This window comes from Ensifer sp. PDNC004, from assembly GCF_016919405.1.
GTDB lineage: Bacteria > Pseudomonadota > Alphaproteobacteria > Rhizobiales > Rhizobiaceae > Ensifer.
On the sequence record NZ_CP070353.1, the window covers coordinates 950,287 to 974,183 of the forward strand.

21 protein-coding genes are annotated in these 23,897 nt (G+C 62.0%); 14 read left to right on the forward strand and 7 right to left on the reverse strand.

The window, feature by feature from the left end:
* The first annotated feature begins 232 nt into the window (after window positions 1-232).
* On the forward strand, window positions 233-709 hold the full coding sequence (gene greA, locus JVX98_RS12555; protein WP_034791305.1) for a transcription elongation factor GreA: 477 nt from the start codon (window positions 233-235) through the stop codon (window positions 707-709).
* 86 nt (window positions 710-795) lie between these two features.
* Complete coding sequence (locus tag JVX98_RS12560; RefSeq protein ID WP_205238787.1) at window positions 796-1,854, forward strand: glycosyltransferase family 4 protein; 1,059 nt, start codon at window positions 796-798, stop codon at window positions 1,852-1,854.
* A gap of 38 nt (window positions 1,855-1,892) precedes the next feature.
* Here JVX98_RS12560 and JVX98_RS12565 read toward each other — a convergent pair whose 3' ends face one another.
* From JVX98_RS12565 to JVX98_RS12575, 3 genes are read right to left on the reverse strand one after another with little or no spacing between them, the layout of a single operon-like run.
* Window positions 1,893-2,915, reverse strand: a complete 1,023-nt coding sequence (locus JVX98_RS12565) for a glycosyltransferase (RefSeq protein WP_205238788.1) — start codon at window positions 2,913-2,915, stop codon at window positions 1,893-1,895.
* Between the two features lie 6 nt (window positions 2,916-2,921).
* Window positions 2,922-3,743 (reverse strand): glycosyltransferase family 2 protein, encoded by an 822-nt coding sequence (locus JVX98_RS12570; RefSeq protein ID WP_205238789.1) that lies wholly within the window; start codon window positions 3,741-3,743, stop codon window positions 2,922-2,924.
* Between the two features lie 9 nt (window positions 3,744-3,752).
* Window positions 3,753-4,223 carry an Lrp/AsnC family transcriptional regulator gene (locus JVX98_RS12575; protein WP_043614306.1) on the reverse strand — a complete coding sequence of 157 codons (471 nt, stop codon included), beginning with the start codon at window positions 4,221-4,223 and terminating at the stop codon, window positions 3,753-3,755.
* A 636-nt stretch (window positions 4,224-4,859) separates the two neighbouring features.
* On the opposite strand from JVX98_RS12575, the gene trxB reads away from it, so the two are divergent.
* The 5 genes from trxB to JVX98_RS12600 all read left to right on the forward strand — a co-directional run bounded on the left by trxB (window position 4,860) and on the right by JVX98_RS12600 (window position 9,788).
* Window positions 4,860-5,834 carry a thioredoxin-disulfide reductase gene (trxB, locus tag JVX98_RS12580; protein WP_205238790.1) on the forward strand — a complete coding sequence of 325 codons (975 nt, stop codon included), beginning with the start codon at window positions 4,860-4,862 and terminating at the stop codon, window positions 5,832-5,834.
* A 116-nt stretch (window positions 5,835-5,950) separates the two neighbouring features.
* Window positions 5,951-6,847 carry a LysR family transcriptional regulator VtlR gene (locus JVX98_RS12585; protein WP_043614622.1) on the forward strand — a complete coding sequence of 299 codons (897 nt, stop codon included), beginning with the start codon at window positions 5,951-5,953 and terminating at the stop codon, window positions 6,845-6,847.
* 615 nt (window positions 6,848-7,462) lie between these two features.
* Window positions 7,463-7,753 (forward strand): helix-turn-helix transcriptional regulator, encoded by a 291-nt coding sequence (locus JVX98_RS12590; protein ID WP_205238791.1) that lies wholly within the window; start codon window positions 7,463-7,465, stop codon window positions 7,751-7,753.
* A gap of 46 nt (window positions 7,754-7,799) precedes the next feature.
* Window positions 7,800-8,921 carry an alkene reductase gene (locus JVX98_RS12595; protein ID WP_205238792.1) on the forward strand — a complete coding sequence of 374 codons (1,122 nt, stop codon included), beginning with the start codon at window positions 7,800-7,802 and terminating at the stop codon, window positions 8,919-8,921.
* A 63-nt stretch (window positions 8,922-8,984) separates the two neighbouring features.
* Window positions 8,985-9,788, forward strand: coding sequence for an aminoglycoside phosphotransferase family protein (locus tag JVX98_RS12600; RefSeq protein ID WP_205238793.1), 804 nt, complete (start codon window positions 8,985-8,987; stop codon window positions 9,786-9,788).
* 2 nt (window positions 9,789-9,790) lie between these two features.
* Here the strand turns inward: JVX98_RS12600 and JVX98_RS12605 are convergent, their stop codons facing one another.
* Window positions 9,791-10,360, reverse strand: coding sequence for an XRE family transcriptional regulator (locus tag JVX98_RS12605; RefSeq protein ID WP_205238794.1), 570 nt, complete (start codon window positions 10,358-10,360; stop codon window positions 9,791-9,793).
* Window positions 10,361-10,397: 37 nt separating this feature from the next.
* On the opposite strand from JVX98_RS12605, the gene JVX98_RS12610 reads away from it, so the two are divergent.
* Window positions 10,398-10,907: a GNAT family N-acetyltransferase gene (locus JVX98_RS12610; RefSeq protein WP_205238795.1), complete on the forward strand. Its 510-nt coding sequence runs from the start codon at window positions 10,398-10,400 to the stop codon at window positions 10,905-10,907.
* Between the two features lie 88 nt (window positions 10,908-10,995).
* Window positions 10,996-11,958 (forward strand): lytic transglycosylase domain-containing protein, encoded by a 963-nt coding sequence (locus tag JVX98_RS12615; RefSeq protein ID WP_205238796.1) that lies wholly within the window; start codon window positions 10,996-10,998, stop codon window positions 11,956-11,958.
* A 44-nt stretch (window positions 11,959-12,002) separates the two neighbouring features.
* On the opposite strand, the gene JVX98_RS12620 is transcribed toward JVX98_RS12615, so the two are convergent.
* The gene (locus JVX98_RS12620; RefSeq protein ID WP_205238797.1) at window positions 12,003-13,010 is read right to left on the reverse strand and encodes an NAD(P)H-binding protein; all 1,008 of its coding nucleotides are present in this window, start codon (window positions 13,008-13,010) and stop codon (window positions 12,003-12,005) included.
* Window positions 13,011-13,111: 101 nt separating this feature from the next.
* On the opposite strand from JVX98_RS12620, the gene JVX98_RS12625 reads away from it, so the two are divergent.
* On the forward strand, window positions 13,112-14,026 hold the full coding sequence (locus JVX98_RS12625; RefSeq protein WP_371742511.1) for a LysR family transcriptional regulator: 915 nt from the start codon (window positions 13,112-13,114) through the stop codon (window positions 14,024-14,026).
* Window positions 14,027-14,128: 102 nt separating this feature from the next.
* Here JVX98_RS12625 and gyrA read toward each other — a convergent pair whose 3' ends face one another.
* Entirely contained in the window at window positions 14,129-16,909 is a 2,781-nt protein-coding gene (gyrA, locus tag JVX98_RS12630; protein ID WP_192446137.1) for a DNA gyrase subunit A, read from the reverse strand.
* A 419-nt stretch (window positions 16,910-17,328) separates the two neighbouring features.
* Here gyrA and JVX98_RS12635 point away from each other — a divergent pair, with 419 nt between their 5' ends.
* Window positions 17,329-17,958, forward strand: a complete 630-nt coding sequence (locus tag JVX98_RS12635; protein WP_205238798.1) for a MarC family protein — start codon at window positions 17,329-17,331, stop codon at window positions 17,956-17,958.
* Between the two features lie 110 nt (window positions 17,959-18,068).
* On the opposite strand, the gene JVX98_RS12640 is transcribed toward JVX98_RS12635, so the two are convergent.
* Entirely contained in the window at window positions 18,069-18,638 is a 570-nt protein-coding gene (locus JVX98_RS12640; protein WP_205238799.1) for a single-stranded DNA-binding protein, read from the reverse strand.
* A 279-nt stretch (window positions 18,639-18,917) separates the two neighbouring features.
* On the opposite strand from JVX98_RS12640, the gene uvrA reads away from it, so the two are divergent.
* The 3 genes from uvrA to JVX98_RS12655 are packed head-to-tail and all read left to right on the forward strand — an operon-like array spanning window position 18,918 to window position 23,179.
* Window positions 18,918-21,839, forward strand: a complete 2,922-nt coding sequence (uvrA, locus tag JVX98_RS12645; RefSeq protein WP_205238800.1) for an excinuclease ABC subunit UvrA — start codon at window positions 18,918-18,920, stop codon at window positions 21,837-21,839.
* Window positions 21,840-21,880: 41 nt separating this feature from the next.
* Window positions 21,881-22,333 carry an N-acetyltransferase gene (locus JVX98_RS12650; protein ID WP_192447150.1) on the forward strand — a complete coding sequence of 151 codons (453 nt, stop codon included), beginning with the start codon at window positions 21,881-21,883 and terminating at the stop codon, window positions 22,331-22,333.
* 42 nt (window positions 22,334-22,375) lie between these two features.
* On the forward strand, window positions 22,376-23,179 hold the full coding sequence (locus JVX98_RS12655) for a DUF72 domain-containing protein (RefSeq protein ID WP_205238801.1): 804 nt from the start codon (window positions 22,376-22,378) through the stop codon (window positions 23,177-23,179).
* Window positions 23,180-23,897 lie beyond the last annotated feature (718 nt).

Here is a 23,897-nt window from a genome sequence, read left to right on the forward strand (position 1 = left end):
AGGTAAAGCGCTTTTTTCTCAGCTTGCCTGCCATCCGCCTCCCCCACAAGTTGCAGCGGCATTTCAGGGTTCGGTGGACGACGGCGAAATATCTGGCTTTCGCGCTTCCGTTTCTGCTATAACGAGGGTTCGAAGTTTCGGACGGTTCCGGCGTTTGCGCGCCGGAGACCGTTTTCTTTTGCGTTGGCGCCGCCCAAAGGGCGGCGCCTCGTGCTTGATGAAGGACATTGAAATGGTCGAAAAAGTGCCGATGACCCAGGGCGGATTCGTCAACCTGCAGGAGGAGCTGCGCTGGCGCCAGCAGGAAGAACGACCGCGAATCATCGAGGCGATTGCCGAAGCCCGTGCACATGGCGACCTGTCGGAAAATGCCGAGTACCACGCTGCTAAGGAAGCGCAGAGCCACAACGAAGGCCGCATCACCGAGCTCGAAGACTTGATCGCCCGCGCGGAAGTCATTGATCTCTCGAAGATGTCCGGCTCCAAGATCAAGTTCGGCGCTAAGGTGAAGCTCGTCGACGAAGACACCGAAGAGGAAAAGACCTACCAGATCGTTGGCGACCAGGAAGCCGACGTGAAGGCCGGCCGCATCTCGATCTCGTCGCCGATCGCCCGCGCGCTGATCGGCAAGGAAGTTGGCGATTCCATCGAAGTGAACGCCCCCGGCGGCTCCAAGGCCTACGAGATTCTCGCCGTCAACTGGGGCTGATCAGCCCCAGTAGGGGCGAAGTCTCCCTTCGCCCCATTTCTCTTTCTCCCAAAGACGATCATTGCTCGCGCAAGGAGTGCGCTTTCGTGGCCGATATCCGGAACGTCGAGGTCATCGCTCCCAATTTCAAGCGCCGTCTCTCGGGCGTGACGTCCACCATCATCCAGTTGATTCCGATCCAGCGCGCGCTCGGCGAAAAGATCGCCGTGCTTGGTCCGGGCCTGCCTGACACCCTGCCCTCGATCCGCTTCCGCGATCTTCTGCGTCTGTGGAGTGCTCCGGACGGCCGGCCCTGCCGCGTCTGGCATGCGCGCCGCAATGTCGAGATGCTGCCGGCGATCGTGCTGCGCGACCTGCTTGGCATGAAGCTGAAGATTGTCTTCACCTCCGCTTCGCAGCGCCGCCACACCGGCTGGAGCCAGTTCCTGATTTCGCGCATGGACGCGGTGATCGCGACGAGCGGCAAGACCTCCGCCTATCTGCAGGTGCCGAACACGGTCATCCTTCACGGCATCGACACCAAGCGCTTCCAGCCACCGACCGACGCAAGTGCGGCAAAGGCCGCGCTCGGGCTGGATCCGGCGCAAAAATATGTCGGCTGCTTCGGGCGGGTGCGTAAGCAGAAGGGTACGGATCTCTTCGTCGACAGCATGATTGCGCTTTTGCCCTGCCGGCCCGGCTGGAGCGCCATCGTCGCCGGTCGCGCGACCGGCCCGCATGTCGCATTCGAGAACGAGCTGAAAGAGCGGGTCGCAAAGGCCGGGCTTACCGACCGCATCCGTTTCGTTGGTGAACATACCAACATTCCGGACTGGTACCGCGCGCTCGACCTTTTCGTTGCGCCGCAGCGCTGGGAAGGTTTCGGGCTGACGCCGCTCGAAGCGATGGCAACAGGCGTTCCTGTTATCGCGACCGACGTCGGCGCATTTTCGGAACTGGTCGTCGTCGGCGAGCAGGAAACCGGCACGGTGATCGCCGCCAACGATCTGCAGGCCATGGTCGAGGCGACTGCTGGCTTCATGGACGATGATCATCGCCGGACCTTGGCTGGCGCCAACGGTCTTGGGCTGACCCGCGCATCCTTTGCGATCGAGGGCGAGGCCCGCGCGATCAACGCCGTCTATGAACGCCTGATGCGTACCTGACAGGCTGCCACCGCGTGGCAGCCTCGCACTAAACTCTCTTAGCGCTTCGAAGCGAAGAGCTTCAGATAGGCGTCGGTGATCGCCTGCTTCGAGAACTGGTTCATCAGCGTCTCATGGCCGCGTTCGGCAAGACTTTCGCCCAGCGAGGGATCGCCCGCGATGCGGTCGATCGCCTGGGCAAAGCCGTCGGCGTCACCGATATCGACCATCAAGCCGTTTTCGCCGTCGCGCATGAACCATTGCGGTCCTTCCGACCGGCTCGACACGACAGGCGTGCCTTGCGCCCAGGATTCGAGGATAACGTTGCCGAGCGGCTCATGGCTCGATGCCATGACGAAGATATCCGAAGCAGCAAGGAAAGGCCGCGTGTCCTTCTGCCAACCGGCAAAGCGCACGCGCTTCGACACGCCGAGGTCGGCAGCGAGCTTTTCCAGGTTTGCCCGCTCCTCGCCATCGCCCACCAGCCAGAGATAGGCATCCGGCACCTTGGCGATCGCCTGGATCAGGGTGTGGAAGCCCTTGCGCGGGACGAAGCGCCCCATCGACATGACGACAGGCACGTTTTCAGGCGTGTCGAGCGTGGCGCGGCTGATCGGAGCGACCCGCTCGGTTCCGGTGAAGTTGGAAATCACCTCGACGTCACGCTTCCAGCCGATCTTGCGCACATGCTCGGCAATGCCCGGCGTGTTGCAGACGAGGCAGTCGGTGTTGCGGAAGTAGTCGAGCCGTAACGGATAGTCGCCGAGACGCGAGATCTTGATGCAGCCCTTGTAGTTGGGCATCAGGCGGCTGGCGCGCGGCATCCAGGCAAAGAGCGCGTCGGGCTTCTCGCGCCGCGCCATGCTGCTGACCTTCATCGGCAAGAGAATGCGGTCGAGCGACAGGTTGCGGAAGTTGCTTTCGATGATGCGCGTCGCGCCCTCGATGTCCTTCCGCCAGATGCGACCCGGCCGGATAACCGAGGTCTGCTCGACGCCGCGCTCGCCGAGCGCGTTGACCAGGTGGACGAAGAAGCGCTCAGCGCCGCCGTCCTTGCCGAAGTGAAAATGCATGACTTTCATGGAACCTCACCGCTGGTTCTGCCGCCGATCCATATCATCATGGTTCGGGTGGCGTTTCAGCGCGTGCCTCTGATAGATCTTGGCGGCAGTCAGGAAAGCGTAGACCGCCCCCGTCATCGCCTCGATGAAGCCTGGAAAGCCGCAGCGCCACAGGCCGTTACGGAAATAGAGCCGGAGGAAATAGAGCGGCGGGCTGAACAGCATCTTGTAGGGCCTCGCCGACTTGCCGGCGGCGAATTGCTGGTCGGCCTTCAGCGTCGAGTACTTGTTTTCCTTGAGGATCTGCTCGTCGATGATCAGCGGCCGGTAGTGCAGCAGGCTGCCCTTGGGAGCGGCGCCGACCGCGCCATCGGGCACGATGCCTTCGTGGACCTTCTGGTTAAGGTCGTAGCGGCCCCTGCCCTGGCGGATAAGCCGCAGGTTCCGTCGCTCGTGCGCGCGCTCCGGCGTGTAGCCATAGCCGATCAGGTAGGGCCTGCGCGCGACGCGCCAGCCAACCGTCTCCGGTGGCGCATCGAGCAGCGACGGCAGCAGCGCCTTCAGCGGTTCGTCCAGGCGTTCGTCGGAATCGATGTTGAAGCACCAGGGCTGCGTGCATTGATCAAGCGCGAACTGCTTCTGGCCGGCATAGCCCCGCCACGGCTCATGCAGGAAACGGATCGGCCAGCCCTTGTCGATGTAGGACTGCACGAGTGCCGGCGTTCCGTCGGTCGAGCCGGAATCGACGATGACGATTTCTGAGCATTGCTCGAGGCTCTCGATGCAATTGCCGAGATAGGCTTCTTCGTTCTGGCAGATGATGAAGGCGGACAGCGGAAGCTTGTTCATGGGCAGGCCTTAGATCTGGACGAGGCCGATATCCTTGACCTGGCGAATGGTCAGCATCGTGCGCACCGTGTCGACGCGTTCGTTGGCCGTCAGCACTTCGATGACGAAATCCTGGAAAGTCGTGAGGTTTTCGGCGACACAATGCAGCAGGAAATCGCTTTCGCCGGAAACCGTCCAGGCCTGCCGGACGATCTGCCATTCGGCGGTGGCGGCGGCGAAGGCCTTCAGATCGGCTTCCGACTGGCGCTTCAGGCCCACCATGCAGAAGGCGACGAGATCAAAGCCGAGTGCCGGAGCGTTCAGCAGCGCGTGATAGCCCTTGATGACGCCCGTCTCTTCGAGCTTGCGCACGCGCCGCAGGCACGGCGGCGCGGAGATGCCGACCCTTTGCGCGAGATCGACATTGGTCATCCGGCCATCACGCTGGAGCTCGCGAAGGATCTTGAGATCGATAGCGTCGAGCTCGACTTGTTTCGTCATGAACGTTCGTCCTTTTCGTGGTGACTTTGAGCGCGAGGCAAAGTCGAAAACTTGTGTCTACCGATGGTGAGGTTGCCCCGATCGTGGGCGACGTCGACTGATGCGTCCCTATCCCGGCGCTGCCGCGATCGTCTCGGTCGAGATTTTCGGCAAGGCGCGCTCGTCAAGGGCAAGGTCGTCTCGAGTCGGTGCGTGGCCGAGCGCAGCGCGTTCGCAGTGCAACCATGCACGGCCGGCATTCAACCCCATATGCTTCTCCAGCAAAGTGAATCCGCGTGAAATATCGTCAAACCCGCTGGACAACAAGGAGCCCGGCCGACTATTCGCGGGAAAATGGCGTTGGCGATGCCGGCAGATGTGCAAATAGAGGTGGACATCGTCAGAAGCGACACGAAGTGCGCTACACTGCCGCCGCGCGCCCCGGCGCGAGACGCGGATCGATGCCGGGCCGACGCCTGTGCCCTAAGCGCGTCATCTGGTGGCAAAAGCGGGCTTGAGGCTCAAGCACTTGTGTGTATCAGGCTGTGCGCTCTTGAAAGTCATGGTGGGGAATACCTAAAGTATGGAACGATTTCCCATTGACGCAATGGAATCGGATGGGGACGCAATCCTCTCCGATGAACGAAGGACAAGATTATGACTGCCCGTCACGTGAAAGTGCTGATCATCGGCTCCGGCCCGGCTGGCTACACCGCCGCCATCTATACGGCGCGCGCCATGCTCGAGCCCGTGCTGATCGCCGGCATGGAACAGGGCGGCCAGTTGATGATCACGACGGACGTCGAAAACTACCCGGGCTATGCCGATCCGGTCCAGGGCCCGTGGATGATGGAGCAGATGCTGAAGCAGGCGACCCATGTCGGCGCCGAGATCGTCAACGATCTCGTGACCGATGTCGACCTGTCGGTTCGTCCGTTCCGCATCAAGACCGACAGCGGCAACGACTGGACGGCGGACGCGCTGATCATCGCCACCGGCGCCAAGGCAAAGTGGCTCGGCATCGAGACCGAACCGACCTTCATGGGCTTCGGCGTCTCGGCCTGCGCCACCTGCGACGGCTTCTTCTATCGCAACAAGGACGTGATCGTCGTCGGCGGCGGCAACTCGGCCGTCGAGGAAGCGCTCTACCTGTCGAACCTCGCCAAGACCGTGACGGTCGTTCACCGCCGCGATTCCTTCCGCGCCGAAAAGATCCTGCAGGAGCGCCTGTTCGCCAAGCCGAACGTCAAGGTGATCTGGGATCACGAGGTCGTCGAATACCTGGGTGCGCCGGCCAAGCCGCCGATGCCCGCTTCCGTCAACGGAGTGAAGCTGCGCAACACCAAGACCGGCGAAACCTCCGACATGGTCACCGACGGCGTGTTCGTCGCGATCGGTCATGCACCTGCGGTCGAACTTTTCAAAGGCAAGCTTCGGCAGAAGTCCAACGGCTATCTCTGGACCGCAGCCGATTCGACGGCGACCGACGTGCCCGGCGTTTTTGCCGCAGGCGACGTTACGGACGACATTTACCGTCAGGCGGTTACGGCGGCCGGCATGGGCTGCATGGCAGCGCTTGAGGCCGAGAAATACCTGGCGGGTCATATGCCCGTCGCAATTGCAGCCGAATAGAAGCTGCGAATCGGGGTGGTGTCGCTGAGGCACCTCGCCCGTGTGGGAACAGATGCATCAGCCACGCCCGGAAGACAGGACCCCGTCTTCCGGAGTGGTTTCTTATGGGGGACTTCATGTCGCTGGACTGGGACAAACTGCGCATTTTTCACGCGGCGGCCGAGGCTGGGTCGTTCACCCATGCGGCAGACAAGCTTCATCTTTCGCAGTCCGCGATCAGCCGGCAGGTCAGCTCGCTGGAGCAGGATGTCGGCATCAAGCTGTTCCACCGTCATGCGCGCGGCCTGATCCTCACCGAACAGGGCGAGATCCTCTATCGCACCGCGCATGAAGTGCTGATGAAGCTCGAAAGCGTCAAGGTCCAGCTGAGCGAGACCACCGACAAACCGAGCGGCAAGCTGCGCATCACCACCACGGTCGGTCTCGGCCAGGGCTGGCTCACCGACAAGATCCAGGAATTCATGTCGCTGCACCCGGAGGTGCAGGTTCAGCTCATCCTCGACAACGAAGAACTGGACGTGAACATGCGCCATGCGGACTGTGCCATCCGCCTGCGTCAGCCGCAGCAGTCGGATCTCATCCAGCGCAAGCTCTTCACCGTGCACATGCACGTCTATGCAGCTCCGTCCTACATCAACAAGTATGGCGAGCCGCAGTCGGTCGAGGATCTCGACAACCACCGCATCATCACCTTCGGCGAGCCGGCGCCGAACTATCTGCTCGACGTCAACTGGCTCGAGATCGCCGGCCGCGATTCCGACAATCCGCGCGTGTCGCATCTGCAGATCAACAGCCAGACCTCGATCAAGCGCGCCTGCCTGCTCGGCATCGGCGTCGCCATGCTGCCCGACTATATCGTCGGCCGCGACCCTGGCCTCATCCAGCTGCCGATCAGCGCCGACATCCCGTCTTTCGATACCTATTTCTGCTATCCGGACGAGATGAAGAACGCAGCCAAGCTCAAGGTCTTCCGCGACTACATCGTCGCCAAGGCCCGCAACTGGAACTTCTAGCGCACTCCGCGCGAATGCTCATTTTCCGAGCATTTTCCCGAGTGGATGCCAACCTTCTGTTTTTGCATCGATATTACCAATGCGCCGGCTAAATTGTGCGGCGCATTTTTATTGTGCGCCGCAGAAATAGGCAGGGATGCGTGCATGACATGGCTGTCATGCACAGAAAATGATTGTTGCGCGCCCAAAAAAGCAGCATACCAAACTCAGCTGATGCATCTTTGGTGGCTTCTCCTCCCAGTGCCACCGCAGCAGCTGTTCCCCTCTGGAGGTTTAATTACCTTCACAACTTATAAGGGCCCAAGTCATCTTGTGGCCCTCTTTTTTTGTCTACTGTTAGATACAGGCGAACCGTGATGAAAATCACAGCCGGCTATTGAAAGCCGATACTTCGCTTCCCACATTAAAATGCAGCTGATGCATTCTTGGTGGCTTCTCCTCCCCGCCACCGCATTAGCTGTTCCCCTCTGGAGGTTCTTATTACCTTCACAACTACAAGGGCCCAAGTTTTCTTGAGGCCCTCTTTTTTTGCCTTCAGCACGCTCACGGTCTTGTGATTTGAATATCGTGTTTTAGCGATACATCTATCGATAAAATACGATACGGCGATATACGATGGATAGAGACGAAATCTTCAAGGCGCTTGCCCATCCCGTTAGGGTCAACATCCTCGCCTGGCTGAAGGAGCCGCAGCGCCATTTTCCGAGCCAGGAGCATCCGCTCGATCTCGGCGTATGTGCCGGCCAGTTCGAACGCTGCGGCCTGTCGCAGTCGACCGTTTCCTCGCATCTCGCTGTGCTTCAGCGCGCCGGCCTGGTGACCACCCGCAAGGTTGGCCAATGGATTTTCTACCGCCGCGATGAAGAGACGATCGCCGCCTTCCTCAAGAGCCTCGGCGATCTCTAAGACGCACCTTCTCCCCAAGCAGACCTCCTCCCTGAAAGGACCTCCCATGGCCTCGCTTTTCGACCCCATCACCATCGGCGACATCGCGCTGAAGAACCGCATCGTGATGGCGCCGCTAACCCGCAACCGGTCGCCGGGCGCTGTTCCGAACACCCTGAACGTGACCTATTACGAGCAGCGTGCGACGGCCGGCCTGTTGATCACGGAGGGAACGGCAATCACCCAGCAAGGCCAGGGCTATGCCGACGTGCCGGGCCTCTATACGCCGGAAGCGCTCGACGGCTGGCGCAAGGTGACGGACGCAGTGCATGCAAAGGGCGGCCGGATCGTCGTCCAGATGTGGCATGTCGGCCGCATTTCGCACGATTCTCTGCAGCCGGGCGGCGGCAAGCCCGTGGCGCCGTCGGCCATTCGCGCCAAGTCCAAGACCTATCTGGTCAATGCCGACGGTACCGGTTCCTTTGCCGAAACCTCCGAGCCGCATGCGCTGGAGATCGCCGAGATCAAGGCGATCGTCGAGGACTACCGCAAGGCCGCACGCGCCGCGATCGACGCCGGCTTCGACGGCATCGAGATCCACGCGGCCAACGGCTATCTCATTGACCAGTTCCTGCGTTCGGGTTCGAACCACCGCACGGACGCCTATGGCGGCTCGATCGAGAACCGCGCCCGCTTCCTGTTCGAGGTCATGGATGCCGTAACGAATGAAATCGGCGCCGGCCGGGTCGGCATCCGCCTTTCGCCCGTCACCCCCGCCAACGATGCCTTTGATCCGCAGCCGCAGCAGATCTTCGGCCACGTGGTCAAGAATCTCGCCCGCTATCCCCTCGCCTATATCCACATCATCGAAGGCGCGACCGGCGGCCCGCGCGACCACCAGCAGGGCGACCAGCCATTCGACTACGACGCGCTGCGTTCGACCTATGTGGCCGCTGGCGGCAAGGCTGCCTGGATGACCAACAATGGCTATGACAGGGCGCTCGCGGTGAAGACGGTCAAGGACGGCGAAGCCGACCTCGTCGCTTTCGGCAAGCCGTTCATCGCCAATCCGGATCTCGTCGAGCGGTTGAAGCGCGATGCGCCGCTCAACACGCCGGATCAGGCAACCTTCTATGGCGGTGGCGCCAAGGGCTATACCGACTATCCGGCCCTTGAACAGGTCGCCTGACACTCCCACATGGCAATGCTCCGCCTCCTTGGCGGAGCATTTGTCCTTGGGAATGAAGAGCTTATGTTTTCGCTATATTCAGAAAAATGGTCATTGCATCCTGACGGCGACGTCATCGTAACCCCCTCCAGCAGTCTTTACCCCGTCCGTTATCGCGGCCAGCAGGCAATGCTCAAGGTCGCCGAGGACCCGGAAGAGAAGTATGGCCGCCTGCCGCTGCTCTACTGGAACGGGCAAGGCGCCGCAAAGGTCTTTGAGGCCGATGGCGACGCGGTACTGATGGAGCGCACCGACAGCCGGCGCAACCTCTTCCACATGGCGATGACCGGAAGCGACGAGGATGTGACGCGCATCATCTGCCGCACCGTCGCCGCGCTACATGCGCCGCGCTCAACACCGGTTCCCGGCGATCTCGTGCCGCTCGACAGATGGTTCACCTCTCTGGAAACGGCTGCTCCCGCTCAAGGCGGGCTCTTTGCCCGTGCGCTCGAGGCGGCGAAAAGCCTGTTTGCCGATCCCGAACCGCCGGTCGTGCTGCATGCCGACGTGCACCACGCCAATATCCTCGATTTCGGCGATCGCGGCTGGCTGGCGATCGATCCGAAACGCGTGCTCGGCGATCGCGGCTACGACTACGCCAACCTGTTCTGCAATCCGGAACTGCCCCTGGTTACCGCTCCGGGCCGACTGCAGCGGCATCTGCCCATCGTCGCCAAGGAGACCGGGCTTCACCCGCACCGTATCCTCAACTGGGTGCTTGCCTATGCCGGGCTTTCCGCAGCCTGGTTCCTGGAAGACAACGACGAATTCGGTGTCGAGAACGACCTCGCAATGGCGCGGATCGCCATCGCCGAACTCGACCGCTAAGCTCACCCCGTCCGCAACAGAACGACGGCGTAGATACAGGTCTCTCCGCCGGCATTGTGGAAGACACAGTCCTGGGGCGGGCCGAGCTCCAGGCAATCCCCGACGCCAAGCGTATGGGTCTCCAGCCCTTCCACGAAGGTCAGGCGCCCTGCACTCACCCATATCCACCGGCGATGGAGCGCATAGGCGGATGCCGGGATCGGCACCTCGGCGCCGGGCGGAAGCTCGACCTCGACCAGCTCGAGCGGCTGGTCCGACATCGGCGAGACGTGGCGCCGGAGGTAGCCGGTCTGCGGATCGCGCCACACCGCCTGATCCTGGCGTCGCGACAGCCTGCCCTGGCTCATCTCGGCCCGCGCGATCAGGCTGGACATGGTGAGACCAAACGCACCGGCGAGCTTTGCCAGCAGCGTCGCCGTCGGGCTGCTGTCGCCCCGCTCTACCTTGTGGATCATCGCGCGCGAGACGCCCGAGCGTTCCGAAAGCTCGCTCAGCGACCAGCCGCGCGCCTCTCTTTCCAGACGAATTCGTTCACTGAGCCGTTGATCCAGGCTGTCCACTTTAGTATTCATATCGTAGTCATATAGTGAACGAATGCGAGGAGCAAGCATGCTGATCCGGGCGGCCACCCAAGACGATCTGCCGATCATCTGCGACATCTACAACGACGCCGTGGCGAACACGACGGCGATCTGGAACGATACCCTGGTCGATGTCGCCAATCGAACGGCCTGGCTGAAGGCGCGCACGGACGCGGGTTATCCGGTGCTGGTGGCGGTCTCGGACGAAGGCGATGTCATCGGCTATGCGTCCTTTGGCGATTGGCGCGCCTTCGATGGCTACCGCCACACGGTCGAGCACTCCGTCTATGTTCACAAGGATCGGCGCGGCGGCGGCATTGGCCGGAATCTCATGGAAGCGCTGATCGCCGAGGCCGAGCGGCTGGGCAAGCATGTGATGATCGCCGGGATCGAGTCGGAGAACGCAGCCTCGATCCGCCTTCATGCCCAACTGGGTTTCGAGGATACCGGCCGACTGCGCGAGGTCGGCACGAAGTTCGGCCGCTGGCTCGACCTGACATTCATGCAACTGGTGCTCCGGACGGGCTCGCCGCGCTAAGCCGCGGCGCCGCCTCGACAATGGTCGTTTGTCGAGGCGGCGGGAGATGCTATGAACCTCCAAGGACTGTTTCTGGAAACATTTTGACGTGGGTCTTCGGCAGAAGGTCAGATCGGGCGGCTGGGCACGTGTCGCGAAAGCGGCACTGGCGCTGGCTGTCAGCATCCCGTCGTTGAGCGCCTTCCCCGCGGCGGCTCGTATCGATGATCTCGCCCCACAGCCCAAATGCGTCTATTTCGGCCCGTCGGCCACCGACCCTGCCAAGTCGCTCTGCATCAGCAAGGAAAACTTCGCTCGCGATATCTGCGGCGTGATCGACCACTATGCGGCCGTCAACGACCTGCCCGCGGCTTTCTTCGCTCGCCTGATCTGGCGCGAAAGCCTGTTTCGGCCCAATGCCGTCAGCCCCAAGGGCGCTGAAGGCATCGCGCAATTCATGCCGGGAACGGCGAAGATGCGGGGGCTCAACAACAGCTTCGATGTGGTCGAGGCGCTCGGCAAGTCGGCGGAGTATCTGAACGAACTCAAGTCGCGCTACGGCAATCTCGGCTATGCGGCTGCCGCCTACAATGCCGGCGAGAACGGGCTCGAACGTTTTCTCGAGGTCGATTGGCTGCCGGCGGAAACACGCAACTACGTGCTTGCGATCACCGCCTATAGCGTCGAGGACTGGCGCGACAATCCGCCAAAGATCCTCGACCTGACGCTCGACAAGAACAAGAACTTCATCGACGGCTGCGTGGCGCTCGCCAGCACCCGCAACCTGCGCGACATCGAGGTGATCGAGGAGGCGGAATGGGCGCCCTGGGGCGTGCAGCTTGCCGCGCATTTCCAGAAGTCGGTGGCGCAGCGATTGTTCGTCAGCGCCGTCAAGCGGTTGCCGGAGCCGATCCGCAGTGAGAAGGCGCTTCTCCTGCGCGAGCGCAATGCCAGCTTTGGCCTCAGGATCCGCTACGCCGCACGCATCGGCCGCGAGACCCAGGCAGACGCAAACAAGCTTTGCGCCACCATCCGCAAGAGCGGCGGCGCTTGCCTCGTCTTCCGGAACTGACAGGTATCAGGCCCGGCCGAAATCGATCGTGGACATGGCGCGCCCTAGCCTGCGGCAACCCCTTGTAGAAGCGCCGGCCGGTCGCTCAGGCAACCAAGCCCGCGGAGCGTCGTTGCGACTGCCTCGTCGATCGGCGTGTGCGGCTCTTCGCCGAGCACCGCGAGCAGCCGTTCGTTCGGCATTCTCAAGGGTTCACGCCAGAGATAACGCATCTTGCGCAACTCCCTGAAGAGCGGAACGAAGGGCGACGCCAGGTCGATCAGCCACCACGGGAAGGCGCGGACGGGAAGCGCGGGCTTGCCAACGACCCGGCGGATCGCCGCAATCATCTCGGTGCCGTTGCGGTCGAGGAAGCCCCGCATGTGGTAGACGGCGAAAGGCGGCAGGTCCTCGGCGCGCTCGACAAGGCGGATCATGGTTTCGGCCACATCGGGCAGATAGGCCCATTGATGACCGATGCCTTCGCGGCCCGGGTAGGAAATCGCGCCCAACTGTTTGCCCGGTTTCACCAGCCCTTGCGAAAACCAGTTATTGGCTGCACCGGGACCGAAGAAGTCGCCCGCCCTGACGATGATGACGCCGACACCCACCTCCGACGCATCCTTCAAGCGACGCTCCATCTCCTTGCGAATCTGGCCCTTGTCGGTGTCCGGGTTCTGCGGTGCGTCCTCCGTCAGGACGGGAAAGGCGTCGCGGCCGAAATTGTAGATCGTTCCTGGCAAAAGAATAAGTGCGCCGGTGGCCTTGGCGGCGGCGATCGTATTGTCGAGCATCGGCAGCACCAGGGTGCCCCAATTGCGGTAGCCGGGCGGATTGACCGCATGCACAATCAGATCGACGCCTTCGGCAGCAGTGCGAACGTCGCTCGCGTTCATGGCATCGCCTTGCCGCCAGTCGAACGCCGGCTCGGTCTGCGCCGCCGTCGCAGCGTTTCGGTTCAAGGCACGCACCTGCCAGCCACGCCTTTTGAGCCCGCGCGCGACGGCGCTGCCGATACCGCCCGTCGCACCGAGCACCAGCGCGCGTCTTGTTTTCTGCTGCATCTCGGTCATGTCACGCTCCATCCGTTTCGATGAAGGGAAGATCACGCTTTCACGGGTTAAACGCAATTGCCGAACAATATTGCACCGCTATACTGAAATGCATGAGCAAGATGGATTTGAGCTGGGATTTCTATCGTACGTTCCTCGCGGTTCTTGACGAGGGATCGCTGTCGGCCGCTGCTCGCGAGCTTGGCTTGACGCAGCCAACCGTTGGCCGGCACGTGGACGCCATGGAAGCCGCGCTCGGCTATCCGCTCTTCGTGCGCTCCCCGCACGGCCTGTTGCCGACCGATGCCGCGCTGGCGCTCAAGCCCTATGCCGAGACGCTCGCTGCGACATCGGCCGCGCTCCTGCGCGCCGCGTCGAGCCAGCGCGATACAGTCAGCGGCACAGTCCGCATCAGCGCCAGCGAAGTCATCGGCATCGAGGTGCTGCCGCCCATCCTCACAGAACTGCACGAGACCTATCCGGAGCTGACAATCGAACTTTCCGCTTCGGACACGGTCGAAGACCTCTTGCGGCAGGAGGCGGATATCGCCGTGCGCATGGTGGCGCCCGTTCAGGATGCGCTGATCGCCCGCCATCTCGGCGCGGTTCCCTTAAGCTTTCACGCCCATCGCCGCTATATCGAGAGACACGGCATGCCGCAGACATTGGCCGAGCTTAGCGATCACAGCCTGATCGGTTTCGACCGCGAGACGGCGGCGATCCGAGCGATCATCGCCCGCTCGCCGGAACTGCCGGCGACACGTTTTACGCTGAAGGCCGACAGCAACCTTGCCCAACTGGCTGCAATCCGCGCCGGCTTCGGCATCGGTATCTGCCAGAACGGGCTTGCGGCGCGCGATCCCGATCTTCTCCCGGTGCTGCCGGAACTGTTCGAGATGAAGCTCGACACCTGGCTGGCGATGCACGAGAACCTGAAGACGGCGCCCCGCTGTCGCGTCACGTTCGACGCACTTGCCGCGGGGCTGCGGGCCTATATTCGTGGCACTGCGCTCGCAGACGCGAATACCGAAATCTGATTTCAGGCACCTCCCGCTAACGGCTCTATACTGGTGCCGACCCACGAAAAAGCCCGCCAAAATGGCGGGCTTTCTGTTTCCTTGGCACTTCAAGTGGAGCGCTTAATCCTCGGATTCGACTGGCGTTTCCGGCGCACCGTTCTCGACGACTGCCTCTTCGCCCTCCTCTTCATCGCTCTCCGGCTCGCTGATGCGCTCGACCGACACGACCTTCTCATCCTTGGCGGTCGAGAAGATGGTGACACCCTTGGTCGCGCGGCTCGCTAGCCGGACGCCATTGATCGGCACGCGGATCAGCTGGCCGCCATCGGAGACGAGCATGATCTGGTCGTTGTCTTCGATCGGGAAGGCAGCAACAAGAACGCCGATTTCCGTCGTCTTCGAGGTGTCGGTGGCACGGATGCCCTTGCCGCCACGGCCCGAGGTGCGGAAATCGTAGGACGACGAGCGCTTGCCGAAGCCCTTCTCCGAGACCGTCAGCACGAACTGTTCGCGTGCCTTCAGCTCCTCGAAGCGTTCGTTCGACAGCTCTCCGCCGTCAGCGACTTCCTCGCCGACCAGGGCGATTTCTTCCTCGTCGCCGTTCGTCGCCCGACGTTCCGCCGCTGCACGCTTGAGATAGGCTGCACGCTCCCACGGTTCGGCCTCGACATGGCCAAGGATCGCCATCGAGATGATGCGGTCGCCGTCGCCGAGGTTGATACCACGAACGCCGATCGAGTTACGGCCGGCAAAGACGCGCACGTCGTCGACCGGGAACCGGATGCACTGGCCGAGCGCCGTCGTCAGCATGACGTCGTCACGCTCCGTGCAGGTGTCGACGGAGAGGATCTCGTCACCCTCTTCCTCGAGCTTCATCGCGATCTTGCCGTTGCGGTTGACCTGGACGAAGTCCGACAACTTGTTGCGGCGAACCGTGCCGCGGGTCGTCGAGAACATGACGTCGAGGTTTTCCCAGGTCGCCTCGTCCTCAGGCAGGGGCATGATCGTCGTGATGCGTTCGCCGGGTTCCAGCGGCAGCATGTTGATCAGAGCCTTGCCGCGCGATTGCGGCGTGCCGATCGGCAGGCGCCAGACCTTCTCCTTGTAGACGATGCCACGCGAGGAGAAAAACAGAACCGGCGTGTGGGTATTGGCAACGAATAGCCGGGTAACGAAATCCTCGTCCCGGGTCGCCATGCCCGAGCGGCCCTTGCCGCCACGGCGCTGCGCGCGATAGGTCGTCAGCGGCACGCGCTTGATGTAGCCGAGATGCGAGACGGTCACGACCATGTCTTCACGGGCGATGAGATCCTCATCGTCCATGTCGGGGCCGCCCTCCATGATCTCGGACCGGCGCGGAGTGCCGAACTCGTCGCGGATGGCGACGAGCTCGTCCTTGACGATGCTCATGATGCGCAGGCGCGACGACAGGATGTCGAGGTAATCCTTGATTTCCTCGCCGATCTTGTTGAGTTCGTCGCCGATTTCGTCGCGGCCGAGCGCTGTCAGGCGCTGCAGGCGCAGGTCGAGAATGGCGCGGGCCTGCTCTTCCGAGAGGTTGTAGGTGCCGTCCTCGTTGATGCGGTGACGCGGGTCGTCGATCAAGCGGATGAGGCTCTCGACGTCATGGGCCGGCCAGCGGCGCTCCATCAACTGCTCGCGCGCCGTCTGAGGGTCCGGCGCATGGCGGATGAGCTTGATGATTTCGTCGATGTTGGCAACCGCGATGGCAAGGCCGACGAGCACATGGGCGCGGTCGCGTGCCTTGCGCAGCAGGTACTTCGTGCGCCGGCTAACGACTTCCTCGCGGAACGAGACGAAGGCGCGCAGCATGTCGAGCAGCGTCATGTGCTCCGGCTTGCCACCGTTCAACGCCACCATGTTGCAGCCAAACGAGGTCTGCAGCGGCGTGTAGCGGTAAAGCTGGTTCAGGATGACGTCGGCATTGGCGTCACGCTTGAGTTCGATGACGACGCGGTAGCCCTGGCGGTCCGATTCGTCGCGCAGGTCCGAGATGCCCTCGATACGCTTCTCGCGCACCAGCTCGGCCATCTTTTCGATCATCGTCGCCTTGTTCACCTGGAACGGGATCTCGGTGATGATGATCTGCTCGCGGTCGCCGCGCATCGGCTCGATATGGGCGCGGCCGCGCATGATGACGGAGCCGCGGCCGGTCTCGTAGGCCGAGCGGATGCCCGAGCGGCCAAGGATCAGCGCGCCAGTCGGGAAATCCGGGCCGGGGATGATTTCCATCAGTTCCGGCAGTTCGATCGCCGGATTGTCGATCAGCGCCATGCAGCCGTTGATGACTTCGACCAGGTTGTGCGGCGGAATGTTCGTCGCCATGCCGACGGCGATGCCGCCGGCGCCGTTGACGAGCAGGTTCGGGAACTTCGCGGGAACGACTGCCGGCTCCTGCAGGGTGCCGTCATAGTTGTCGCGGAAGTCGACCGTTTCCTTGTCGAGGTCGTCGAGCAGCGAATGGGCGGCCTTCTGCAGGCGGCATTCGGTGTAGCGCTCGGCTGCCGGCGGGTCGCCGTCGACGGAGCCGAAGTTGCCCTGGCCGTCGATCAGCGGCAGGCGGAGCGACCAGTCCTGCGCCATGCGCGCCAGCGCGTCGTAGATCGCGGCGTTGCCGTGCGGGTGGTACTTACCCATCACGTCCCCGGTCACGCGGGCGCATTTGACGTATTTCTTGTTCCAGTCGATGCCGAGCTCGCTCATCCCGTAGAGGATGCGGCGGTGCACGGGTTTCAGACCGTCACGCACGTCGGGAAGCGCGCGGCTGACGATAACGCTCATCGCGTAATCGAGATAGGACCGCTGCATTTCCTCGATGATGGAAATCGGCTCGATGCCTGGCGGAGTTTTTCCGCCGCCGGGGGTGCTTTGCTCAGTCAATGGTGATCACGATCTTTGTTCAGAATCAGTCGGATATTTATAGCGGATTGCCATCGGAAGCGCCAATTTGCGGCCTTTGGCGCCACTTGCCCGCCGGACTGTGAAGATGTCCTTGTAATGCCTTGATTCGCTGTGCGATTCACGCGGTTATCCCAGCAGGAACCGATGAGCCGCACGGCAGTTGTGAACAGTCTTTTGCCGCCGGAGCAGGCTTTTGTAGGGCATGGCGCGCGAAATCGGAAGAGCCTGGCCGCCAATGACGTCCACGGCGCCCGTTGCGCCCCACCTGGGCGCAGCGATTGCTCATTAAGCCCTTGCTGAGACTTTGTTTGTCGCCCCCTTCCCAAGCCAGCGCCGCTTGCCTAACAATACCTCATGCCACCGGGAAAACCCGGGGCGAAATCCGGAAGGGGAAACGGATGTTCAATGTCGATCTGCTGGTCAATGCGCTTACAACGCTTCTCGTCACGCTCGATCCGCCCGGCCTTGCGCCGATCTTCCTAAGCCTCACGGTCGGGCTCAGCCGCCAGGAGCGCTTTCAGGTGGCCACGCGCGGCTCGCTGATCGCCTTCTTCATTCTCGCGGCCTTCGCACTCTTCGGCAACAGTATCCTCGGCCTGCTCGGCATCTCGATCGGCGCCTTCCGCATCGCCGGCGGCCTGCTGCTCTTCTGGATCTCGTTCGAGATGATTTTCGAGAAGCGGCAGGAGCGCAAGGAAAAGACCGGCGAGAACGCGACGGTCAAGGATCACATCCACAACATCGCGGTCTTCCCACTCGCCCTGCCACTGATTGCCGGTCCCGGTGCGATCTCGGCGACCATCCTGCTTGCCGGATCGTTCCCGACCGCCGTCGAGCGTACCCAGCTCATCATCGTCATCGCGCTGTCGATCGTCAGCCTGTTCATGGCGCTCGTCATCGCCGAGCGCATCGACCGCTTTCTCGGCGTCACCGGTCGCGCCATCCTCACCCGCCTGCTCGGTGTGATCCTGGCGGCACTCGCCGTGCAGTTCGTCGTCGACGGCGTCAAATCCGCGATGGCGAGCTGAGGTCGGACGGCCGCGCGCATTCTTCGCCCGACGCCGTCGACAAAGACCGGAAACAAAAAACGCCACGTCCTTGGGACGTGGCGTTTTTCGTCAAAAGGATCCGCTTGCGATCAGAACGGAATATCGTCGTCCATATCGCGCGAGAAGCCACCACCCTGGCCGCCTTGACCGCCTTGACCACCCTGGCCACCGCCCGAACGGCCACCGCCGGAGGACTGGCGCGGCTGGTCGTAATCGTCGTAACCGCCGCCGCCATAGTTGCCGCCGCCGCCGAAGTCACCGGCTCCACCGCCGCCGCCACGGCTTACACCGGAGCCGCCGCCTTCGCCGCGGCCGTCAAGCATGGTCAGCGTCGAGTTGAAGCCCTGCAGGACCACTTCGGTCGAATAGCGGTCATTGCCGTTCTGGTCCTGCCACTTGCGGGTCTGCAGCGCGCCTTCGATATAGAGCTTGGCGCCCTTCTTGACGTACTGCTCGACGACCTTGCAGAGGCCTTCGTTGAACACCACCACCTGGTGCCACTCCGTCTTTTCCTTGCGCTCGCCGCTGTTGCGGTCGCGCCAGGTTTCCGAGGTTGCGATGCGCAGGTTGGCGATCGGCCGGCCGTCCTGCGTGCGCCGGATTTCCGGGTCTGCCCCGACATTTCCGATCAAGATCACCTTGTTGACGCTTCCAGCCATGTTGCTTTTCCCGTGGTTTCACCGGACCGTCGGCCCGGCTTGGAATTTCAAGAGCGCGCATCTTAGCGGTCTGAACCCGTCGATACGCCCCGCCTCACACATAATCCACAACAGTTTTGGTCGTTTTATGGGCGATTTGTTCTTTATTTGTTCTAGTATTTGACTATGATCCTGTCAACCGACTCGAATTGGCCGCCTGTTTTGCCGATTGCGCCTCGACATGGGCGTTAGCGTCATTACATAGGGGGCTTTCAACCGACATGCAAAAGCTGGCTTCCGATGAGTGAACTCAAGACCATCTCCATTCGTGGTGCGCGCGAGCACAATCTGAAAGGCATCGACCTCGATCTGCCGCGCAACAAGCTGATCGTGATGACCGGCCTTTCCGGCTCGGGCAAATCGTCGCTTGCCTTCGATACGATCTATGCCGAAGGCCAGCGCCGTTATGTCGAAAGCCTTTCGGCCTATGCGCGCCAGTTCCTCGAGATGATGCAGAAGCCGGATGTCGACCAGATCGACGGCCTGTCGCCAGCAATCTCGATCGAGCAGAAGACGACCTCGCGCAACCCGCGCTCGACGGTCGGTACGGTCACCGAAATCTACGACTATATGCGCCTGCTCTTTGCGCGCGTGGGCGTTCCCTATTCGCCGGCGACGGGTCTGCCGATCGAAAGCCAGACGGTCAGCCAGATGGTCGACCGGGTGCTCGAATTCGGCGAAGGCACGCGTCTTTATATCCTTGCGCCGCTCGTGCGTGGCCGCAAGGGCGAGTACAAGAAGGAACTCGCCGAGCTGATGAAGAAGGGCTTTCAGCGTGTCAAGGTCGACGGCACCTTCTACGAAATCGCCGAAGTTCCGGCACTCGACAAGAAGTATAAGCATGACATCGACGTCGTCGTCGACCGCGTCGTCGTCCGCCCCGACCTCGCCTCGCGCCTTGCCGACAGCCTTGAGACCTGCCTGACGCTCGCCGATGGCCTTGCCGTGGCCGAATTCGCCGACAAGCCGTTACCGCCAGAAGAAACCGCCGCTGGCGGTTCGGCCAACAAGTCGCTGAACGAAACCCACGAGCGCGTGCTGTTTTCGGAGAAGTTCGCCTGCCCGGTTTCCGGCTTCACCATTTCCGAGATCGAGCCGCGGCTGTTCTCGTTCAACAATCCCTTCGGCGCCTGCCCGACCTGCGACGGTCTCGGCAGCCAGCAGAAGATCGACACGGCGCTGATCGTGCCGGAAGAGCATCGGACGCTGCGCGACGGCGCAATTGCGCCCTGGGCGAAATCCTCGTCGCCCTACTACAACCAGACTCTGGAAGCGCTCGGCAAGGTCTTCGGCTTCAAGCTCGGTAGCCGCTGGAACGAGCTGTCCGCTGCGGCGCAGAACGCGATCCTGCACGGAACGGAAGAAAAGATCGTCTTCCATTATGAGGATGGCGCCCGCTCCTACAACACCACCAAGAACTTCGAGGGCATCGTGCCCAACCTCGAGCGCCGCTGGAAGGAAACCGACAGCGCCTGGGCGCGCGAGGAGATCGAGCGCTATATGTCGGCTGCGCCCTGCCCGGCCTGCGCCGGTTTCCGCCTGAAGCCGGAAGCGCTGGCGGTCAAGATCGACAAGCTGCATATCGGTCAGGTGACCGAGATGTCGATCCGCATCGCCCGTGACTGGTTCGAGGCCCTGCCGGAACGTCTGAATGCCAAGCAGAACGAAATCGCCGTCCGCATCCTGAAGGAAATCCGCGACAGGCTGCGCTTCCTCAACGATGTCGGTCTTGAGTATCTGAGCCTGTCGCGCAATTCCGGAACGCTTTCAGGCGGTGAAAGCCAGCGCATCCGGCTGGCCTCGCAGATCGGCTCGGGGCTGACAGGCGTTCTTTACGTGCTCGACGAGCCGTCGATCGGCTTGCATCAACGCGACAACGCCCGCCTGCTCGACACGCTTCGGCATCTGCGCGACATCGGCAACACGGTGATCGTCGTCGAGCATGATGAAGACGCGATCCTGACATCCGACTACGTCGTCGATATCGGCCCGGCTGCCGGCATCCACGGCGGCGAGGTCATCGCACAAGGGTCGCCGTCGGACATCATGGCCAATCCGAAATCGCTGACCGGCAAATATCTGTCCGGCGAGCTTTCGGTCGCCGTTCCCTCCGAACGCCGCAAGCCGAAGAAGAAAAAGGAAATCACCGTTGTCGGCGCCCGCGCCAACAACCTGAAGAACGTCACCGCCTCGATCCCGCTCGGCGTCTTCACCGCGGTTACCGGCGTCTCCGGCGGCGGCAAGTCGACCTTCCTGATCGAGACGCTTTACAAGGCCGCCGCCCGCCGCATCATGGGCGCGCGCGAAAACCCGGCCGAGCACGACCGCATCGATGGCTTCGAGCATATCGACAAGGTGATCGACATCGACCAGTCGCCGATCGGCCGTACGCCGCGCTCGAACCCGGCGACCTATACCGGCGCCTTCACGCCGATCCGCGACTGGTTCGCCGGCCTGCCGGAGGCCAAGGCGCGCGGCTATCAGCCGGGCCGTTTCTCCTTCAACGTCAAGGGCGGCCGCTGCGAGGCCTGCCAGGGCGACGGCGTCATCAAGATCGAGATGCACTTCCTGCCGGATGTCTACGTCACCTGCGACGTCTGCCATGGCAAGCGCTACAACCGCGAAACGCTCGATGTGCATTTCAAGGGCAAGTCGATCGCCGACGTGCTCGACATGACCGTCGAAGAAGGCGTCGACTTCTTCGCCGCCGTTCCCTCGGTGCGCGACAAGCTCGTCACGCTCAACCAGGTCGGTCTCGGCTATATCAAGGTCGGCCAGCAGGCCAACACGCTTTCGGGCGGTGAAGCCCAGCGCGTCAAGCTTGCCAAGGAACTGTCGAAGCGCTCGACCGGCCGCACGCTCTATATCCTCGACGAGCCGACCACCGGCTTGCATTTCCACGATGTAGCCAAGCTTCTTGAAGTCTTGCATGAGCTGGTCAACCAGGGCAATTCGGTCGTCGTCATCGAGCACAATCTGGAAGTCATCAAGACCGCCGACTGGGTGATCGACTTCGGCCCTGAAGGCGGCGACGGCGGCGGCGAGGTCATCGCCAAGGGCACGCCGGAAGACATCGTGAAAGAGAAGCGGTCCTATACCGGCCAGTTCCTGAAGGAGCTGCTGGAGCGCCGGCCGATGAAGAAGGTCGAAGCGGCGGAGTAGGTTCGCCGAACTGGTCGGCGCGCTTCAGGAGTGTTGGCATGATGCGGCCTGCTCGTCTCAAAGATCTGGCCGCCGTGCAGAGCGTGACGGAGGCGGCCTATGAGCCCTATCAGGCGCTGCTTGGTGGGCCGCCGCTCCCGGTCACCGAAGACTACGCGCCTCGTATCCTTCGTGGCGAAGTCTGGCTTCGGGAGCGAAATGAGGCTGTCTCGGCGCTTGCCGTTGTCGAACGGCACGCCGATCACCTTATGATCTTCAGCCTGGCGGTTGCCCCGGCCTATCAGCGCCAGGGGCTCGGTATCGAATTGCTGCGCTTCGTGGATGCCAAGGCGGCCGAGTGGGGCTTGCCGGAGGTGCGGCTCTACACCAATTCACGCATGGAGCGAAACATTGCGCTCTATCGCGCCTATGGATTTCAAGAAACGGGTCGCCGACCCAATCCCTATCGTCCAGGGTGGACACTCGTGGACATGACGAAATCGATCAAAGAGTAAAAAGTAGGCGGTCAAGCGATGGCCGTCGTTGAGGAGGATGGCATGGCAAAATCCGGAAAGATCCGCGTTGGTATCGGCGGCTGGACCTTCGAGCCCTGGGAAGGCACCTTCTATCCCGACACGCTGGCAAAGAAGCGGCAGCTTGAATTTGCCGGCAAAGAGCTTCGGGCGATCGAGGTGAACGGCACTTATTACTCGTCGCAGAAGCCTGCGACCTTCGCCAAGTGGGCGTCGGAGGTGCCCGATGATTTCATCTTCTCCCTGAAGGCGAGCCGCTTCGTCACCAACCGCAAGGTTCTGTCGGAAGCCGGCGAATCCATGGAGCGTTTCCTGACGCAGGGACTGACCGAGCTTGGCCCCCATCTCGGCCCCATCCTCTGGCAGTTCGCGCCGACGAAGAAGTTCGAGCCCGACGATTTCGAAGGCTTTTTGAAGCTTCTGCCGGAGAAACAGGACGGCTTGCCACTGCGCCATGTGGTCGAGGTCCGCAATCCGACCTTCCAGTCTCCGGATTTTGTCTCGCTGCTGGAGAAATACGGCGTCGCCGTCGTGCTCGCCGAGCATGCTGACTATCCGATGATCGCCGATGTCACCGCCGATTTCGTCTATCTCCGCCTGCAGAAGGGCAGCGACGAGATCAAGACCTGCTATGCCGCCGACAAGCTCGACCTCTGGGCCGATCGCGCCAAGGCGTTTGCAGCCGGCGACGAGCCGAGCGGCCTTGAGAAAAGTGCGCCTGATCGCAAGGCCAAGAAGGAACCGCGCGACGTGTTCGCCTACTTCATCACCGAGGGCAAGGTGAATGCACCGAACGGCGCACGCGAGCTGCAAAAGCGCGTCGACTGACATCAGCGGGCCAGATTGCGCGCAGACGCGTCTGGCCCGCTTGGAGCGCATCGGCGCCCGCGAACCATACCACTCGCTTTAGTCCCAGGCCTGTCGCAGGGCGTCGATGATCTCCTCCCGCGGGCTGCGCCGACGTCGGCTGCGAACAGATACCGGTGCTTACGGGACCGTTAATAAACGAATCACTGCCCCACCCCATATCACTTTCACTGATGCAACCGAGCCTGCCGTAAGGGACACTTTTTATGCGGGTTTTTACCCGTCAAAATTTCGTTTGGGCGCCGACCGTTGCGTCAGTCTCACAGGCAACCTCCGGAAGTGCCTGATTTTCATGGCATTGGCCGATGTCCCCGTTTTCCACAGCTGACCCACACAACATCTAGGGCTCAAACTTCCGTCACAAACCACCCCTTGACGCCCCCGGACGATTCACGGTTAATGGATTTCACGTTGCAACGGCGGCGGACCGGATTGTTCAAGTCCCGGTTCCTCTCCCAAAATCGGCGGTTCTGAAAGGCGGCAGTCATGGATTTCACCATGGGGTCGCCCTGAGGATTTCTGTGCGATTTTTCGGGTCCACCGGGGCAATATTTGGCTGGCTTGAAGAAGTTGTTGATACTATATTTAGTATTTGCAGCCAGCCTATCTCACAAGATACAGGGTCACCCAGTTATGGGTTTCTCTCCAAGGACGGAAGCTGAGACTGGCTGCGGGATGC